This window comes from Nostoc sp. (genome assembly GCF_036919815.1).
Classification (GTDB): Bacteria; Cyanobacteriota; Cyanobacteriia; order Cyanobacteriales; family Nostocaceae; genus Nostoc.
The window spans coordinates 75,267-91,820 of sequence record NZ_JBALCE010000094.1 but is presented as its reverse complement, the minus strand read 5'-3'; the positions used below and the strand labels follow the sequence as shown (position 1 = coordinate 91,820).

Here is a 16,554-nt window from a genome sequence, read left to right as displayed (position 1 = left end):
CATTAGCCAAAGTCCTAGTGTAACTCAAGTACAAGTAGGGTGGACAATAGCCACCAATTACTTTAATTGAGAAAGCAAAAGTAATGAATAATATATCTCTTTAACCACAGCCATAACTTGTTTCAAAATTTGTAGATGACAACAAACAAACTCAAAGCCTTAGAGCTTTTTGCTGGTATCGGTGGGTTTCGCCTGGGTATGGCAAATGCAAATATTCAAACAGTATGGGCGAATGATATTAATGAACTTTGCTGTAAAGTTTATGAAAGTAATTTTGGCAAAGACTCAATTACTTTAGGCGATATCAACGAAATCTCCATTTTAGACATTCCCAATCACGATATATTAACTGCTGGCTTCCCTTGCCAACCTTTTAGTCCGGCTGGTAAAAAACTTGGCGTGAGAGATATAGTTAGAGGAACACTATTTGAGCGCATTATAGAAATATTAGACCAGAAGCAGCCAAAATATTTCTTTTTGGAAAATGTCAAAAGACTTTTGACAATGGAAAACGGCTATCATTTTAGATTAATTTTAAATGCACTTTCTGAATTAGATTATTTTATCGAATGGCGACTAATTAGCCCCTTGAGTTTTGGTATCCCTCAAAATCGAGATAGAATTTTTATTTTCGGCACAAAATTAAATTCAACAGATATAACACCTAATACTTTAGAAAAGCTATCAGTCTTTTTAACTGGAGAAGACAATATTTTATTGCCAGATATAGAAGTTCCATTGGTAAAATATATGTTACCAATCATGACGATGAAAAGGAAAAATGATAATTGGGGAATTGCCTATAAAAACCAGATGTTGACTCAAAATATTTCGTCATTGCCTAACATCAAGCCGAGAAAGAGGCTTCAGGATATTCTTCAGGATGAGTCAATGGTGGATACTCAGTTTGATTTTACTGCCGATACCCTGGAGCGGATTAAGCAAAGTAAGCCTGTAAATCGTTATTGTAATGGAGTTGAAATTTTGTACAACCAGGATGGAGGCGCGAGACTTGGTTATACTATATTCGGAACTAATGGCATTGCATCAACATTGACTGCCTCAACATCAAGGCATTATGAACGCTACCAAGTAGGTGAGAAATTTCGGCGTTTAACTAATATTGAATATGCCAGACTCATGGGTTTTCCTGATGATTGGTGTCAAGTTGCCAGAATTTATGATCAATACGCATTATTTGGAAATGCTATTGTACCAGCTTGTGTCGAGTGGGTGTGCAAAAGAATCGGTCAAAGGAATTTTGAATTGAGTAAATCTGGTTGGCAACAATTAACTTTGGCTATTTAAAAAATGGAAGTGCTAACCTTATCTTCCCTCAAAACTGCTGCACGAGATTTTTGTGTTGTACTAAGTACAACACCGATTCCTAATTTGTATGGCGTTACAGATGGCAAAGCAGTAGGAACCTATGTTGAGTTGACTTTTAATCAATATTTGTCCACAAAGTACGAATACATCCTTGGTAGTGCTGCTTTAGGGATTGATTTTCCCGGATTAGAAGTTGATTTAAAAATGACATCAATTCGTCAGCCCCAATCTTCTTGCCCCTTTCGGAATGCCAGTCAAAAAGTGTATGGATTGGGCTATCATTTACTGATATTGGCTTATGAAAAGATTGATGAGCATAGCTCTCGTACAGCTAATTTAAAATTCCAGAATATTGTCTTTGTATCAAGAGAAAGAACTGGAGATTATCAAACAACCTACGGTTTAAGAGAAATCTTACGCCGTAATGGCAACAAAGAAGATGTAATAGCATTTTTAGAGGAACGCAACTTTCCTTTAGACGAAATTGGGCGTGAAATACTTGCAGAAAGAATTTTGCAGCAACCGCCAGAAATTGGCTACCTAACAATTTCTAATGCGCTACAGTGGCGGTTACAATACAGTAGGATTATTCAGGTAGCAACTACGACGACAACAGTAGGTGTAGAAAATCTACTGGTAGGATGAAGGAGATTGATGTTTGACACGCATCTGCATTGCAACCTCCCTACAGAGGTGTTATTTAGTTGACAGCAGCACTAACTAAACCATTGTACCTGAGCAAAGCGATCGTACTTGGTTCACGACCCCGGAAAGTTTTAAACACCTCCATTGGATGCTGTCCACCACCAAGAGCCAGCACCGTATCTCGATAGCGCCGACCTGTAGCTTTTACCGCTTCTTCATCTTCTAGCCCAGCTTCCTCAAAAGCGGCAAAAACATCAGCGCTCAATACCTCAGCCCACTTGTAACTGTAGTAGCCTGCTGCATAACCACCCTCAAAAATATGTCCAAAAGCACACAAAATTGAATCTTCTGGGAGTGGTGGTAAAACGGTAGTAGTCTTAGCTATGCGATGACGCACATCTGAGGGGGTTTCATTACCACCAGGGCGATAGCGGTAGTGTAGTTCTAAATCAAGACTGCTCATGTGGATTTGCCGCAACGTAGCAGTACCACTCATATAATTACGCGCCGCTAGCAACTTTTGATAATAATGCTCCGGTAGGGCTTCTCCAGTTTCATAATGTTTCGCCATTCCAAATAAAGTGGGTCGCTCATAGCACCAGTTTTCCATAAACTGACTAGGTAGTTCCACTGCATCCCACTCCACGTTATTGATGCCTGCGGCTCCGGGATAGTCAACCTTGGTGAGCATGTGGTGCAATCCATGACCAAACTCGTGGAATAAAGTCTCTACTTCGGAGAAAGTCATCAAACTAGGTTTACCATCTACGGGAGGACTTTGATTACACACCAAATAAGCTACAGGTAAGCGGATGGCAGTGACACCATTTTCAGTGATTTTGCCCCGATTGATGCACGCATCCATCCAAGCACCACCGCGTTTCTCGGCTGGACGGCTATAGGGGTCTAAGTAGAAATAGGCTATGGGAGAACCAGTTTCGTCAGCAATTTGGAAATAACGAACATCCTCATGCCATACTGGCGCTTGACCATCGGCAGAGGTGACAGTGACGCTAAACAGCCGCTTGACTAGTCCAAATAAGCCGTCTAATACTTGGGGAAGGGAGAAGTAGGGACGCAATTGTTCAGAGGTAAAGGCAAATTTTGCTTCTCGTTGGCGTTCCGCCCAAAAGCTGATATCCCAGTGTTTTAAATCTGTAGCTTCTGCTGCTCCTTGTGCTGCTGCAAAAGCTTTGAGTTCTGCCAAGTCTTTGACAGCAGCATCATAACTAGCGCGGCGTAATTCTTCTAACAGGGCGTTGACTGCCTCAACGTTGGGAGCCATTTTACTAGCTAGGCTCAATTGGGCAAAACTTTTAAAGCCTAGTATATCTGCGAGTTCTTGGCGTAATTTCAAAATGCGCTCAATTAAGGGGTTGTTATCCAAATCGCCAGCAGAAGCGCGGGTGATATGAGCTTTGTAGAGCTTTTCGCGCAAATCTCGACGGGTGCTGTGCTGCATGAAAGGACCATAGCTGGGGAAGTCTAAAGTAATCCGCCAAGGACCATCTTCTGGTGTGGCATTGCTTTCGCCAGATGCACGAGCGCCTTGGGCTGCTAAACTCACTAAGCTTGGGGGTAAACCGTCAATTTCCGCTTGTGTTGTCAGGGTTAAGCTGAAGGCTTTAGTGGCATCAAGTACATGGTTAGAGAATTTGGTAGAAAGTTCTGCTAACTCCATTTGTATGGTGTTGAAACGCTCTCTTGCTTCTCCTTCTAAGCCAACACCAGCAAGTTGTGCATCTCGAATAGCGGCTTCGACAATGCGCTGTTGGGCTAATTCTAAAGTTGCCCAACTATCACTGCTACGGAGTGCCTTAAAAGCATTGTAGATGGGTTGGCTTTGACCGAGCTTGTTGATAAACTGTATGACTAGTGGCTGTACGATTTCATGAGCTTCGCGCAGTTCTGGGCTATTTTTAACACCCATTAAATGATTCACCGCCCCCCAACTCCAAGTAAGCCGTTCTATCAACTTTTCTAAGGGTTCTACTAAACCACTCCAACTAGGCTGTACACTAGCCTCTAAGGTGGCAAGCTGCTGGTCAAGTTCTGCCAGCAACTCATTGAAGGCTGGTACTACTCGTTCTGGTTTAATCTCTGCAAAGGGAGGTAAACCAATGCCTTGAAGTAGGGGATTGTCGGAAATAATAGTACTTGCACTCATGTTTTTGTGTGAACTGCGGACGAATAAAAACCAACAATGATTTTTGTTTATATATCTTCTAATGTAGCGATCGCAGTGCTAAATATTCTTGCCATTGTAGAAAAAAGGCAAAAAAAGCGAGAATTCCTCACAAAAGTATCCCGATATAGCTATTTTGTTTGGTTTGTGAACGATACCTGACCGAAGATGACAAGGGGAAAAAAGAAAAAACCCATTGTTCACACGGTTTCAGATCCAATAAATTTAACAGGCGACAGTTCCATAAATATCAGCGAAAGTCTCTGAGATAATATAATCATGCACTCATCCTCTCAACCAGGTGGCTAATTATGACTAGCCTTTTACCTAGTTCTCAATCAATAGAAGTTTTTTACCCAAGCTCGGATGGTGAACCATTGGCAGAAAGTTATATTCATTTATCTGCTCTACTGGCAACTTTAGAAGTATTGAGACAATATTTGCTGGGTCGGCAAGCAACGGTTTTGAGTAACCAGTTTCTCTATTATGCTCAGGGTTTTCCGAGGTTACGGGTAGCCCCAGATGTAATGGTGATTTTTAATGTCGCTCCTGGGGGTCGGGATAATTACAAAATATGGGAAGAGGGGCAAGTGCCTGTGGTAATCTTTGAAATGACCTCCGAGGGCACTAGAAACCAGGACACGGGCTTCAAGAAGACGCTGTATGAGCAGTTAGGGGTACTGGAATACTGGTTATTTGACCCCAAGGGAGAGTGGATTAAGTGGCAATTGCAAGGGTATCGGCTGCGAGGCGAGGTGTATGAGCCAATTACAGATAGCCGATGTGAACCTTTGCAGCTGCGCTTGCAAATAGAGGGGCAACTGATTGGTTTTTATCGAGAAGACACTGGGGAAAAGTTACTGATTCCAGAGGAGTTGGCAGAGGCGCTAAAACAGGAAAGATTGGCGAGGGAACAAGCCCAAGAGCAAGTAAGACAAGCAGAATCGCAGGTGGAAAGGTTGAAAGAACATTTACGATCGCTTGGCGTTGACCCTGATACTATTTAGCCATAGAGAATGCGATCGCCTATGGCGGGTGCTTTGCACCATCGCAAAATCAATTCATCGAGCTTAACCTGACTAAAGGCGATCGCTAAAACACATCATAATGTACTATGTCAAATTAACTAAGCGCGATCGAGCGTTTTTGCCGAATCGAAAAGCAAGGCTCTATATTTATGATTTTATTTGGCAACTCATCTTTTTACTCGTAAAATCGAAGACAAGATCAAGGTCAGTAGAAAAGAGTCCCTAAATTAATGAGTACGTTAATCACTCAGGGTGGAAGAGCTATCACTAAATTTCATGTGGTAGACCGGATAAACGATATCGCTTGGCAAGCTCACCAAGGTAGCGTTGCTGCGATTATTCAGCTATTGAACGAAAAGCTAGCCAAGTCTGGTGTCAGAACCAGAGCCATTTTTTCTGATGGTGTCTTACAACTTCTGTGCGAAGCCGCTAGGGTAGAGCAACTTGAGCAATCTCCCGTTGTCGAACAAATCCAGCAAATTCTTGAGTCCATCGCCCCGCGCCAAATTCGCCGAGTCAATATCAATAGTCGGATTGTTCGGGAACAACAATTACTTTGGTTAAAGGAAATAAATAGCGATCGCGAAAACCAATTGCTTTGGTCACACGAAATTACATTAATTCAGCCTAATATTCTAAAGCAACTAATTAAAGATTTCACAGAAGCTCAAGCTCAACTAGGAAAACCAAATTTTCCTAAAACTTCAGTCTCTCGTCCTTTAGTACTCATTAACAAAGAAAAACACAAAAATAAACCTAAAAAAAGGATATTAGCAGCAGCTGGTTTATGCTCACTGTTGTTGCTTGGTTGGGTTGTTTATGGCCAGTTAGGTAATAAACTCAAAAACCTAATGCAACTAGAAACTTCCAAATCTTTAACTACTGAAAATACTAGCTATAAGAAAGCCCAAACAGCATCCCATGCTGCTACCAATAGCCTTTCTGATCCATCTGATGACCCATTTCCAATATCTGTGCGAATTGCAAATCTTGCTTCTGCATCTGGTAAAACAGCCACCACCTCAACTCAGTGGTTAGATATAGCTGCTAGGTGGCAACGGGCTTCAGATTTAATGGGAACGGTACCACAAAACCACAGCCGTTATCAGGAAGCTAAGATTCGGACTCAACTATATAAGAAATATAGTGAGGCGGCGCAGAAAGAAGCCGATAAGAGTAAATCTTAGTTTTTTCTGATTGGAAGACTTCAAATGTGGCGAAATCAGGTTCAAATGATATATGTTGTGGCGCGGTTAAGTCTAGTTGTGTACAAAATACTGTTGGGGACAATTGGAAAAAAATAGACCTTATTGAAAATAAGGTCGATTTATTGAACCTCGCATGACTAAAAGTCAAGCGATTCCTGCTTCAACGATCTCTGCCTGGAGTAATCCAGGACTTACAAGTTCTCCACAGGCCTTTAGAGCCTCCGGCGCACCGACGGCAACTTTTTAAACAAGTACCTAAAAAGTTAAAAGTTAAGTATGTTTAACCTCTGTACCTTAAAGATTTTACTCACCTTGTGGATCGATACAAAAGTATCTATTTCCTAGCAGAACCCCATATCTTTAGTTGTCGTGGTTCAGTTTAGCTTGGTTTTCGCTATATCTAATTTTAACAGAATATGGAGCGCCTAACTCATGACTGGAAGTCACAAGTGTGCGGCTTGTAGAAATCAAGCGGATTCATTCGTGCAGTCAATCTAAAATCCAAAATCGTTCGACTGAGCATCTCGACTTCGCTCGACGGAACCGTAGCCGTACCCCTCCGGGGAAGCAAGCTACCCGTAGCGTTCCACAGGAAAGTCCAAAATCCAAAATGTTTATGTCGCCTAACTCAGAAGTTCTCCTGTTTCTTGCAGGGAGTGCAAGCGGCGATAAATACCCTCGTGACGCAAGAGTTCATCGTGGCTACCCACTTCTACAATCTTTCCTTGCTCCAGCACCACAATTTTATCAGCTTCTCGCACTGTACTTAGACGGTGGGCAATGACGATGGTGGTGCAAGTGCCCTGAATTGATCGCATCGCTAGCTGAATTGAACGCTCAGACTCATAATCTAAGCTAGAGGTGGCTTCGTCAAAAATTAGTACGTCTGGTTCTACTAGCAACGCTCTAGCAATTCCCAAGCGTTGTCTTTGTCCTCCAGATAACCTGACACCTCGTTCACCGACGACGGTGTAATAACCTTGGGGTAATTGCTGCACTACTTCATCGACTCTGGCAATTTTACAGGCTTGCTGAACCTCCTCAAAACTGGCATTTGTCCTCCCGTAGGTGAGGTTATCCAATATGGTACCGTTGAAAACGTCTACTTCTTGGTGAACGATCGCTAACCTTCGTCTATACCTACTCACATCCAAAGTGCGAATATCTTGACCATCAATCAGAATTTGACCTTCTTGAGGTTCAAAATATCGCAACAGCAACTTCACTAAAGTAGACTTACCAGAACCGGAACGCCCCACTAATGCCACTGTTTGGTATGGCTCAATCAACAAGTTGATATCTTGCAAAACTTGACGGGTGGCATCATATCCAAAACTGAGGTGCGACAACTCAACTTTCCCAGTGAAACTATAGGCTGATGTACTTTCTTCTAAACTGACTGCATCTACCCCGGTTGGTTGCTGCATAAATTCGTGATACCCCAACATTGAGGCATAACGACGAGCAAAAATCTCAGCGAGGTTGCTGATGGGTTCCAACTCCGCATAAGCCATGCTGGAAACTGTTAAAGTAGTGATAAAGTGTCCTAAAGAAATCTGGCCTTTTAGCGTAGCTGCAAGGGTCAAACCTAACACTGCAAACACACAAAATTGAATGATTGTCGTTCTGAAACTACCCAACTTAACATAACCAAGATGGATGCGGTAATCTACTACTTTAAACTCTCGGTTAAGCCTTTGTTTTTGCCGTTTGAGTTCTAGTGCTTCTGTTGCAAATGCTTTAACTGTTTTGATGTTGGTGATAATTTCTGAATTGCGGCTTTGGGTATTTTCCATGTATTTATCTAGCCGTCGTTCTTGTTCCATTAGCTGCTTTAAATCTCTGAGAGTGAAGCTGAGAATGACTACGAACGAAATCAGAAATAATATGGCAATCCGCCACTCAATCAACAAGATAACTATAAAAATTCCCAATATTCGGAATAGCTTGGGAATCAATTGTCCAGCAATTTCTGGATAAGCCCAGGTATGATTTTCTAAACCTCTAGAAATTTTTCCGGCAATACGTCCTGGGTTATTTTCATCGTAAAATTCTATAGGTAGAGTGAGTATTTTTATTATTGCCTTTGTGAAGTTGTCTCGTCGGCTACGTAAGGCAATATCCCAATGAAACCACCAAGTTGACCAGATTTGAATCGGCGCTCTGGCAACGCTTACTAAGAAGATTATACTCATTAGCACCCCTAGCGATAGTAATCGATTTGGTGGTAGTTGCGTGAGGTTGCTAATTGCAGCGATCGCATTCTCTATAGGACGATCTAGGGGTTGTCCCGAAAGTACGTTTAAAATCTGCCCTGTGGCATAGGGCACCGCCAAATCAATTATTTCAAAAACGCTCGCTGCACCAATACTGAAAATTATCAGCGCTCGATAGCGATCGTAGTATTTGAGAATATCTCTAAATTTTGCCATAATGCACACTGCCCAAGGGCGCGATCGGAATCTTGGAATTTATATATTACAAGTGTAATACAAGGTAGTCAAGGGTTATACGTTTAAATCACTACTTTCGAGTAGTAGGTATTTGTACAAAGACAAATTCTAAGCGATAGCGATAGAGAGAAACTGGTTGAGAACCAGCTTTAAAGTAATCTGGATCTTGGGGTGAAAGATAGACAGCAGTAACTTGATCTGCCTCAATCGCCGAATTAGCTGGTGAAAGTTTATGATAAGCGGTGGTAGATTCTACAGAGTTTAAATAGGGGCGTGAACCGCCTTTAAATAGTTGTTGAAATACTTCTGTGGTGATGAACTTGCCATCAGAGGTAGTTTCTGTGGCGCGTGCAGTCACAATAGAAACTAGTTGGCGACTGCTACGCAAGAACGTAATTTGACGATTAGGTGAATCTGGATCTACTTTAACTAATAATACTGCTTCATCCCCTAAATAAGCCCGTGCCAAATTTAAGCTATTAAACGCTCTATCTGCAATTAAAATTGGGGATTTGTAATCTATCTGAGGAAATATTTTGAACCGAGGAATATGTGGTTGCTCTTTCACAAATCTTACTACAAAACTCACAGGCTGATTTAATTGTCGGCGATTACCTTCAAACCCAGGAGTGACGATATCTGGTGCTAAAGGTGCAGCTAAATCTACCAAAGTACTTGTAACTTGCCAATAACCAGCCATCCATTCAGGGTAAACCAAATCACCCGAAGCTGGTTTTACTGAAGTTAATTTTTCCCATTGAGGAAAATTTGCTAACCGTTCAGATAACTCTCCTGCAAGAGCATCGCCAGTCCACAGGAGGAATAAAAGCAGCAAGCAAAAACTCAAAATTACCTTCATTGCAAGCATCAGTAGTTTTTGTTTATTTTTTATTTAATAAAAATTTATCCATTTACATCATAATCTCACTGAAATAAGCTGGGTTTAGATCCCCGACTTCTTCAATAACTCGGGGATCTGGGCAACAACTTGTGCTTAAATAATTGACATTCAACTCTAAATCAAGTTTATTTAAATCTCTGCTGGTAAAGGTTGCCAAAGTTCGCCATACTTCTCTTTTAGAGTCTGCCAAGCTTCCACCTGTCCTGGTTCATATTCTCCCGGTTTACCCCATTGCAAAAATAGGCTTAAAGCAGATTCTTGTTTATCATCTAAAAACCGGATGGCATAGGTTGTAAAATTGCCTCTCTTCGCTTCACCCGTTTCAAATTTCACCTGAATAATTTTGTCCATATTTAAGTGAAACTCAAAGCCTTCGGTGTGCATATTCGCGTATTTACCTTTAGGCAATTCTGCATAAAATAACTTTTCTACTTTGCCTCGTGCTTCTAATACAGCAGCGCTGCTAGTGACAATTAAACGCAAAGTTCCCAAAGTCTCGCAAGCTGCTAAAAATTCTTTCAAAGTAGTACTCATAAATTATTATCCTTTGTTATTTGTTCATACCCAATACTTCTCTACGAGAGGCTGCGCCAACGGCTTCTCTACGAGACGCTACGCGTAGCTTGCTTCCACGTAGTCCTGCGGAGGACAAGCTACGCGTAGCGTCCCGTAGGGAAGTGGTACGCTCAGTACAAGTGTCCAATACCTATTTCTCGTATTGCTCATAAGCAGCGACAATGCGCTGAACTAGAGGATGGCGCACGACATCTTTTTGGGAAAATTCGCAAAAGGCAATGCCTTCAACGTGTTTTAAAATTTGTAAAGCCACTCCTAAACCCGATTGTTGGTGAAGTGGTAAATCCGTTTGTGTCATGTCGCCTGTAATCACCATCCGCGAACGGAAACCCAAACGAGTCAAAACCATTTTCATCTGAGCGGGTGTAGTATTTTGAGCTTCATCCACAATTACAAAGGCGTTATTGAGGGTGCGTCCCCGCATATAGGCGAGTGGTGCGACTTCAATCACACCGCGTTCCATTAAACTGGGTACTTTTTCTGGGTCGATGAATTCATAAATAGCATCGTAAAGTGGGCGAAGATAGGGATTAACTTTCTGCTGTAAGTCTCCAGGTAAAAAACCGAGTTTTTCGCCGGCTTCGACGGCAGGGCGAGTTAAAATTAGCTTTTCAAACTGGTTAGCAAGGAGTGCTTGCACGGCGACAACAACAGCGAGATAAGTTTTACCAGTACCAGCAGGCCCAATCCCAAAGGTGAGATCACGCCTACGGAGTGTGTCGATATATTGACGCTGGCGAAAGGTTTTAGCGCGGACTTCTTCACCCCGACGAGTTTTAGCGAGGACATCTCGCTGTAAATCTTGCAGTTCCCCTTGCCGATCGCTATCTATGGCTTGACGGGCTGTTAAAATATCCGCACTGGAAACAGTATTGCCTTTAATCCAGAGGTCTTCAAGCGATCGCACTAATCGAGAAGCCAGATCAATTTGTTCTACGGTTCCAGAAATCAGTAATTCCTGTCCGCGTAGCACTAAAATGGCTCCTGTTTGCCGAGATAAGATTTTGAGATTTTCTTCTCCATCCCCGGCTAGAGCGATCGCGCTGGTAATATTCGGCAGCTGAATTGTTAAGGCACCTGCCATAGTATTTCTTAATTCGTGAGGATCTGTTTTTGACAAAGGTAAATATTTTCTCGCTAAGGGCGAAATTACGCTTTTATTACTTACATTTTACAAAAATCTTTGCAACAAATGAATCGCCTATAGAGGCGTACAGGTGTACATTGGTGTCAACTTCAGATCAAACACTCAATTTACTCTCGTTTTAGATCCCCCAACCCCCTTAAAAAAGGGGCAAAAAATTCTAGTCCCCCCTTTTTAAGGGGAGTTAGGGGGGATCGAAAATCTAGATGGTAACATTGAAAAATTTTCAAATGCTTATCTTATCAGACTAGGCTTTCATGTTAAGTTAACACCAATTACAGGTGTACGCCCCTACTGGTGAAGAGTCCAAAAAAAGATCCAAAAATCTTTTTGCTACTTTCCATTTTTATAAAAATTCTGAGCGGAGGTAACTACAACCGCTCAGACTTGCTCTCTAGTTTGAACCTAGCGGAGGCGGGGTTTAACAATGGGTCTAGGCCCATCATTTCCACGCGGTTCTCTCCTAGTCGGTGGTGGCGATCGCTCTTCTGTGTCTTCATCAAAAGACATACCCTCGCGGCCCGGGGTGGTGCTGCCGTAAATATCCAGGTATGTTGATTGCCCAGCTGCGGCTGCGGCTGCGGCAATTATTGTACGAATCGCCTCAATATTGCGTCCCCCTCGACCAAACACTTTCCCTTTATCTGTGCTTTCAAAGGCGATGCGAATCCAAACCCGGTTGAGGGCTTGAGAAATTTCACAATCGACGCTTAAAGTCTCTGGAGATTCCAAAAATGGCTGCACCAAAAACTGAACCAGCCCAAGATAGTTGGGACTAGCTGTTGGGGATATTATTCCAGAATTATGATGCGGCTGTGGCGCGGACCTGTTCAAAAACATTGGCTTTTACTAAAATGCGACGGACGGTATCGGTGGGTTGAGCGCCTTGTTGTAGTCGCTTGACGATGCCGGGAACGTCTAGTCGCACTTCATCAGTTCTGGGGTTGTAGAATCCCAACTCTTCTAGGGGACGGCCATCACGGCGAGCGAGGTTGTTAATGGCGACAATGCGGTAACTTGCTTCCCGCTTTTTACCGAATCGCTTCAAGCGCAGTTTGATCATGGTTGAAGAATCATTCTCCTATTGTTAGATATTAGTTAGCAACTAGTTGGCGAGGAAGTAACCCAAATACTGGCTGCTGCCGAGAAATTGCGGGTCAGTTTCCTCTGCTGATAAATTCTGAGGTCGAAATGCTAATCTTAGCACTGCCTAGCATTTGCTGCTATTAGTCATTAGTTAATCAGTAATCACCAATGACTCTTGACTAAAGATTGCCGAAGCCTTTTTTCTTTTTATCTTTGGTTTTTTTCTTTTTCGCACCTGCGGCATCACCACCATAACCTCGCCATCCTGGGGCTGCGGGACGATTACCTGCACCTGCGAAGGCATCACCCATACCGCCGCCACCGAACATTCCCGGCATTCCAGGGAAGCCACCTTGACCCATTTGCTGCATGAGCGATCGCATTTTTTGGAAATCAGCCACCAGTTTACTTATATCGGACTCTCTATAGCCACAGCCAGAAGCAATCCGCCGCCGCCGACTGGGAGAACTCGCTAATAAATCGGGATCATGCCGTTCTTGGCGAGTCATGGAGTTAATCATCGCCTCACAGCGTTTGAGCTGGGTTTCTCCATGCTTGAGCTGATCATCTGAGAGCTTGTTCATCCCTGGAATCATCTTGATCAAGCCTCCCAGAGATCCCATATTCTTCAGCATCCGCAGCTGCTTGAGAAAGTCAGTAAAGTCAAACTTTGCTGACAAGATTTTCTCCTGCATTTTCTCCGCATCTGCTAAGTCAAACTCTTCCTGAGCTTTTTCTACCAAGGTGAGAACATCGCCCATTCCCAGAATCCGCGATGCCATGCGATCGGGATAAAACGGTTGCAGTGCCTCGACTTTCTCACCCACGCCCACAAACTTAATCGGCGCTCCCGAAATCTTTCGCACCGAAAGCGCTGCACCACCACGGCTATCACCATCCAACTTGGTGAGAATCGCCCCAGTAATTCCGATCTTCTCATGGAAGGTGCGGGTAAGATTGGCTGCCTCTTGACCAGTCATCGCGTCAACCACCAACAGAGTTTCATGGGGTTGGACAGTGGCTTTGATGCGGGCTAATTCCGCCATCATTTCTTCGTCAATTTGCAGGCGCCCAGCAGTATCAATAATTACTGTGTTTACACCTTCTGCCCGACCGCGTTCTACACCTTGTCGAGCAATTTCTACGGGATCGGCGTCGCTTCCTAGTTCAAATACTGGTACGTCAATTTGCTTACCCAACGTCACCAACTGGTCGATCGCGGCTGGGCGATATACGTCTGTCGCCACCAATAAACAGCTACGATCTAATTTACGGAGATGTAAGGCTAACTTAGCGGTAGCTGTGGTTTTACCAGTACCTTGCAACCCAGCCATGAGAATAATAGTAGGCTTTTCCTGGGCTTCTGCTATGGGGACATTTTCTTCTCCCATCACCTGCACCAGTTCATCATGAACAATTTTGATAAACTGTTGGTCAGGTCGCACGCCGGTAATCACCTCAGATCCCTGTGCTTTGGCTTCGACTTCGCTAATAAAATCTTTGACTACCTGGAGATTGACATCTGCCTCCAACAAGGCGCGGCGGACTTCGCGCAAAGCATCTTGAATGTTGGATTGAGAAATTTTGTCCTGTCCCCGCAGTTTCTTCCAGGCGGATTCTAAACGGTCAGATAATGCATCAAACATAATGTAATTACAGGTAATTCGCCAATGGGGAATTCTAAACCGCCGATGAATGCGATTCCGAATTTCCGCTAAAGTTTAAACGTGCTATCTACCAGCTTAGTAGTTTTCAGCCCGACTGTAGCAACCAGATACTTAGCTTTATTAGGCATTGGGCATGGGGCATGGGGCATTGGGACTCCGATGCTTGAATACTTGCGATCGCTAATTCGTAATATATTTAAGTGACTATGGGAGCCAAGATGTCGCAACGAATCAAAGTGTACTCGTATTCGATATATCACTCGTCGAACTCATACATTGGTATTACTCTTGCCGAAAAAGCATTGCGGGGTTTACCTGTTGATATTGAACGACGACCAATCTACATACCGAAGGAGCGAGGTATAAAGGTAGCTGACCTGCAAGGACGAAGTGAAAGCGCTTTTTTATCGTCGTATCACAAAGAAGATTGTCTGCGGTGGGCGAAAAAGTACGGCATTGAAATTCGGCTCAAGGAGTATGAAGAATTTAGTAGGTGGGTCAAACGCTGGGAGAAAATGAAATTTGGTCGGGAAGAACTGACCGCGAGAGCATATTACGCTGCTTGTGGAACCGGGAAGGAGTATCTGCTTGATGCCGCGTTTTTTCGAGCGACGTACATCGACCTTCTTGATGTTAACGATGAGTCTGTGATTAGGAAAGTTGCAAATGATGTTGGGCTGAATGGCGATCGCATTCTGCAATTGGTACACGGCGAAGCAGCTAAACAAGCAGCAGTGGCAGCTTTGGCAGAATACGAGCAATTTGGCTGTCCTGGAGTCCCAACCTGGATAGTGGAAGGCGAAAGGATCGTGTCGATTGGCTCACTGAAAAGGTAAAACAATTAGTAAACCGTAATTCATAGATTAATTTGTACAGTGCGTAAGTCCTAGCTACGATTTTGCGAAACAATAATAGTTATCATTTTCATAAATCAGAGTCAGGTTGTTTACAACTTTTAATTACAAATAAAAGTAATTGTGTAATTAGTAAGAAGTTGCTAGCAGGATTGCATTTATTTGTAAATAGTGGGTGTTAATCTACTGTAATTTATCATTTTTAACGTAATCATTACCATTCCTTAAATTAACCAAGATAATTTTTATATAGTCTTGGTAAATTAATGCATTTAAAATTATGTATCTCTAAAATAAAAAATTAGTGAGTAATTTCCAGAAATATATAGTCCCTATTTGAAGATAATCTTTGATAACGCAGCATTCTAAATTAAAAACAGACCCATCACAAATATTGAGGTGGAGATTTTTCAGGACAATACTTTAGATTTAAAGGTTTTTTTGGCTAATGCTTTTACTTCAATGGGATAAATGTAAGTGCGAAAATACTTCGGTAAAAGTGCTTAAAAGTCGGCAGAAAGCCAAAATATTGTGGATAACAGTAGGTTTACTTGCTTGTTTTTTTGTGGCTGAGTGGAGTGTGGGTTTGTGGAGTCAAAGTTTATCTCTACAAGCAGACGCAGGACATATATTATCTGATATTTCAGCCTTGCTAATATCACTATTTGCAAGTTTATTAGCACGGCAACCAGCTAAGAGTCAAGCAACATTCGGACATCAGCGTATCGAAGTTTTAGCAGCTTTGTTAAATGGATTAGGTTTAATAGCGATCGCAACTTTTATCTCATGGGAAGCTATTGGGCGCTGGCAACATCCAGCAACTATTTTGGGCTTACCGATGTTAGGAATTGCCGTGTTAGGTTTAATCGTCAATTTACTCAACATTACCTTGCTTCATCCGCACACTCACGACGACTTAAATTTACGGGGGGCTTTGCTTCATGTCATCGCCGATACTGCTAGTTCTGTTGGCGTAATTATAGCTGCTTTAGCAGTTCATCTTTGGGATTGGTGGTGGGCAGATGTCGCTATTAGTTTAGTAGTTGCAATTTTTACTGGTTTAAGTGCTTTACCTATAATCCAAGAAAGCCTGAAGATTTTTTTGGAGTATGCACCGGAATCAATTGACCCCATTGAGGTGGAAATATCTCTCAAATCTTTTCCTGGTGTAGCTCAAGTAGAAAAACTTCATATCTGGGCAATTAGCTCAAATAAGGTAATGCTTTGCGCTAATTTGACAGTTGAATGTGCAACAACTCAAGAATGCGATCGCTTACTCACTAAGTTGCAAACTCACCTCCAAAAAAACTTTAATATTGCTGAAATCACTTTGCAGCTAACTAGCTGTAGAAAACCTTCATCAATGCCAATTCATCCTTTATTTAACCAAGATATAGTTTTAATGTTGTCTGCAAGCAAAACAAATTAAAACCACACAATAGCTAAATCAAACACCAAAAGGTTTCCCCTAAAATTCA

The 16,554-nt window shown here is 42.5% G+C and carries 16 protein-coding genes; 8 read left to right on the top strand and 8 right to left on the bottom strand.

The window, feature by feature from the left end; translation table 11 throughout:
• The first annotated feature begins 135 nt into the window (after window positions 1-135).
• Complete coding sequence (locus tag V7K15_RS22545) at window positions 136-1,308, top strand: DNA cytosine methyltransferase (RefSeq protein WP_334908940.1); 1,173 nt, start codon at window positions 136-138, stop codon at window positions 1,306-1,308.
• A 3-nt stretch (window positions 1,309-1,311) separates the two neighbouring features.
• Window positions 1,312-1,974, top strand: coding sequence for a restriction endonuclease (locus V7K15_RS22540; protein WP_334908938.1), 663 nt, complete (start codon window positions 1,312-1,314; stop codon window positions 1,972-1,974).
• A 55-nt stretch (window positions 1,975-2,029) separates the two neighbouring features.
• Here the strand turns inward: V7K15_RS22540 and V7K15_RS22535 are convergent, their stop codons facing one another.
• Window positions 2,030-4,141, bottom strand: a complete 2,112-nt coding sequence (locus V7K15_RS22535) for a M3 family metallopeptidase (protein ID WP_334908936.1) — start codon at window positions 4,139-4,141, stop codon at window positions 2,030-2,032.
• 36 nt (window positions 4,142-4,177) lie between these two features.
• On the opposite strand from V7K15_RS22535, the gene V7K15_RS22530 reads away from it, so the two are divergent.
• The 3 genes from V7K15_RS22530 (at window position 4,178) to V7K15_RS22520 (ending at window position 6,374) form a co-directional block, all read left to right on the top strand.
• Entirely contained in the window at window positions 4,178-4,321 is a 144-nt protein-coding gene (locus V7K15_RS22530) for a hypothetical protein (RefSeq protein ID WP_334908934.1), read from the top strand.
• Between the two features lie 149 nt (window positions 4,322-4,470).
• Window positions 4,471-5,166, top strand: coding sequence for a Uma2 family endonuclease (locus V7K15_RS22525; RefSeq protein WP_334908932.1), 696 nt, complete (start codon window positions 4,471-4,473; stop codon window positions 5,164-5,166).
• A 251-nt stretch (window positions 5,167-5,417) separates the two neighbouring features.
• Window positions 5,418-6,374 (top strand): hypothetical protein, encoded by a 957-nt coding sequence (locus tag V7K15_RS22520; protein WP_334908930.1) that lies wholly within the window; start codon window positions 5,418-5,420, stop codon window positions 6,372-6,374.
• Between the two features lie 644 nt (window positions 6,375-7,018).
• Here the strand turns inward: V7K15_RS22520 and V7K15_RS22515 are convergent.
• The 7 genes from V7K15_RS22515 to ffh all read right to left on the bottom strand — a co-directional run bounded on the left by V7K15_RS22515 (window position 7,019) and on the right by ffh (window position 14,201).
• A complete protein-coding gene (locus tag V7K15_RS22515) occupies window positions 7,019-8,827 on the bottom strand; it encodes an ABC transporter ATP-binding protein (protein WP_334908928.1) in 1,809 nt (602 codons plus the stop codon).
• A 91-nt stretch (window positions 8,828-8,918) separates the two neighbouring features.
• A complete protein-coding gene (locus V7K15_RS22510; protein ID WP_334908926.1) occupies window positions 8,919-9,716 on the bottom strand; it encodes a DUF6816 family protein in 798 nt (265 codons plus the stop codon).
• Between the two features lie 162 nt (window positions 9,717-9,878).
• Window positions 9,879-10,283 (bottom strand): ChuX/HutX family heme-like substrate-binding protein, encoded by a 405-nt coding sequence (locus tag V7K15_RS22505; protein WP_334908924.1) that lies wholly within the window; start codon window positions 10,281-10,283, stop codon window positions 9,879-9,881.
• A 172-nt stretch (window positions 10,284-10,455) separates the two neighbouring features.
• Entirely contained in the window at window positions 10,456-11,409 is a 954-nt protein-coding gene (locus V7K15_RS22500) for a PhoH family protein (RefSeq protein ID WP_334908922.1), read from the bottom strand.
• A gap of 465 nt (window positions 11,410-11,874) precedes the next feature.
• Window positions 11,875-12,309, bottom strand: coding sequence for a KH domain-containing protein (locus tag V7K15_RS22495; RefSeq protein ID WP_334908920.1), 435 nt, complete (start codon window positions 12,307-12,309; stop codon window positions 11,875-11,877).
• The gene (gene rpsP / locus V7K15_RS22490; RefSeq protein ID WP_334908918.1) at window positions 12,272-12,532 is read right to left on the bottom strand and encodes a 30S ribosomal protein S16; all 261 of its coding nucleotides are present in this window, start codon (window positions 12,530-12,532) and stop codon (window positions 12,272-12,274) included. The genes V7K15_RS22495 and rpsP overlap by 38 nt, the downstream gene beginning before the upstream one ends.
• Window positions 12,533-12,734: 202 nt before the next feature.
• Entirely contained in the window at window positions 12,735-14,201 is a 1,467-nt protein-coding gene (gene ffh / locus V7K15_RS22485; protein WP_334908917.1) for a signal recognition particle protein, read from the bottom strand.
• Window positions 14,202-14,282: 81 nt separating this feature from the next.
• On the opposite strand from ffh, the gene V7K15_RS22480 reads away from it, so the two are divergent.
• The 3 genes from V7K15_RS22480 (at window position 14,283) to V7K15_RS22470 (ending at window position 16,505) form a co-directional block, all read left to right on the top strand.
• Window positions 14,283-14,426 carry a hypothetical protein gene (locus V7K15_RS22480; RefSeq protein WP_334908915.1) on the top strand — a complete coding sequence of 48 codons (144 nt, stop codon included), beginning with the start codon at window positions 14,283-14,285 and terminating at the stop codon, window positions 14,424-14,426.
• Between the two features lie 14 nt (window positions 14,427-14,440).
• On the top strand, window positions 14,441-15,058 hold the full coding sequence (locus V7K15_RS22475; RefSeq protein WP_334908913.1) for a DsbA family protein: 618 nt from the start codon (window positions 14,441-14,443) through the stop codon (window positions 15,056-15,058).
• 466 nt (window positions 15,059-15,524) lie between these two features.
• Window positions 15,525-16,505 (top strand): cation diffusion facilitator family transporter, encoded by a 981-nt coding sequence (locus tag V7K15_RS22470; RefSeq protein ID WP_334908911.1) that lies wholly within the window; start codon window positions 15,525-15,527, stop codon window positions 16,503-16,505.
• The last annotated feature ends 49 nt before the right edge of the window (window positions 16,506-16,554 follow it).

Coding starts and splice junctions, on each gene's coding strand:
- ffh (WP_334908917.1), bottom strand. CDS start 14,201: ATGTTTGATGCATTATCTGACCGTTTAGAATCCGCCTGGAAGAAACTG.
- V7K15_RS22535 (WP_334908936.1), bottom strand. CDS start 4,141: ATGAGTGCAAGTACTATTATTTCCGACAATCCCCTACTTCAAGGCATT.
- V7K15_RS22520 (WP_334908930.1), top strand. CDS start 5,418: ATGAGTACGTTAATCACTCAGGGTGGAAGAGCTATCACTAAATTTCAT.
- rpsP (WP_334908918.1), bottom strand. CDS start 12,532: ATGATCAAACTGCGCTTGAAGCGATTCGGTAAAAAGCGGGAAGCAAGT.
- V7K15_RS22510 (WP_334908926.1), bottom strand. CDS start 9,716: ATGCTTGCAATGAAGGTAATTTTGAGTTTTTGCTTGCTGCTTTTATTC.
- V7K15_RS22515 (WP_334908928.1), bottom strand. CDS start 8,827: ATGGCAAAATTTAGAGATATTCTCAAATACTACGATCGCTATCGAGCG.
- V7K15_RS22525 (WP_334908932.1), top strand. CDS start 4,471: ATGACTAGCCTTTTACCTAGTTCTCAATCAATAGAAGTTTTTTACCCA.
- V7K15_RS22470 (WP_334908911.1), top strand. CDS start 15,525: ATGCTTTTACTTCAATGGGATAAATGTAAGTGCGAAAATACTTCGGTA.
- V7K15_RS22530 (WP_334908934.1), top strand. CDS start 4,178: ATGATTTTTGTTTATATATCTTCTAATGTAGCGATCGCAGTGCTAAAT.
- V7K15_RS22495 (WP_334908920.1), bottom strand. CDS start 12,309: ATGTTTTTGAACAGGTCCGCGCCACAGCCGCATCATAATTCTGGAATA.
- V7K15_RS22540 (WP_334908938.1), top strand. CDS start 1,312: ATGGAAGTGCTAACCTTATCTTCCCTCAAAACTGCTGCACGAGATTTT.
- V7K15_RS22545 (WP_334908940.1), top strand. CDS start 136: ATGACAACAAACAAACTCAAAGCCTTAGAGCTTTTTGCTGGTATCGGT.
- V7K15_RS22505 (WP_334908924.1), bottom strand. CDS start 10,283: ATGAGTACTACTTTGAAAGAATTTTTAGCAGCTTGCGAGACTTTGGGA.
- V7K15_RS22475 (WP_334908913.1), top strand. CDS start 14,441: ATGTCGCAACGAATCAAAGTGTACTCGTATTCGATATATCACTCGTCG.
- V7K15_RS22500 (WP_334908922.1), bottom strand. CDS start 11,409: ATGGCAGGTGCCTTAACAATTCAGCTGCCGAATATTACCAGCGCGATC.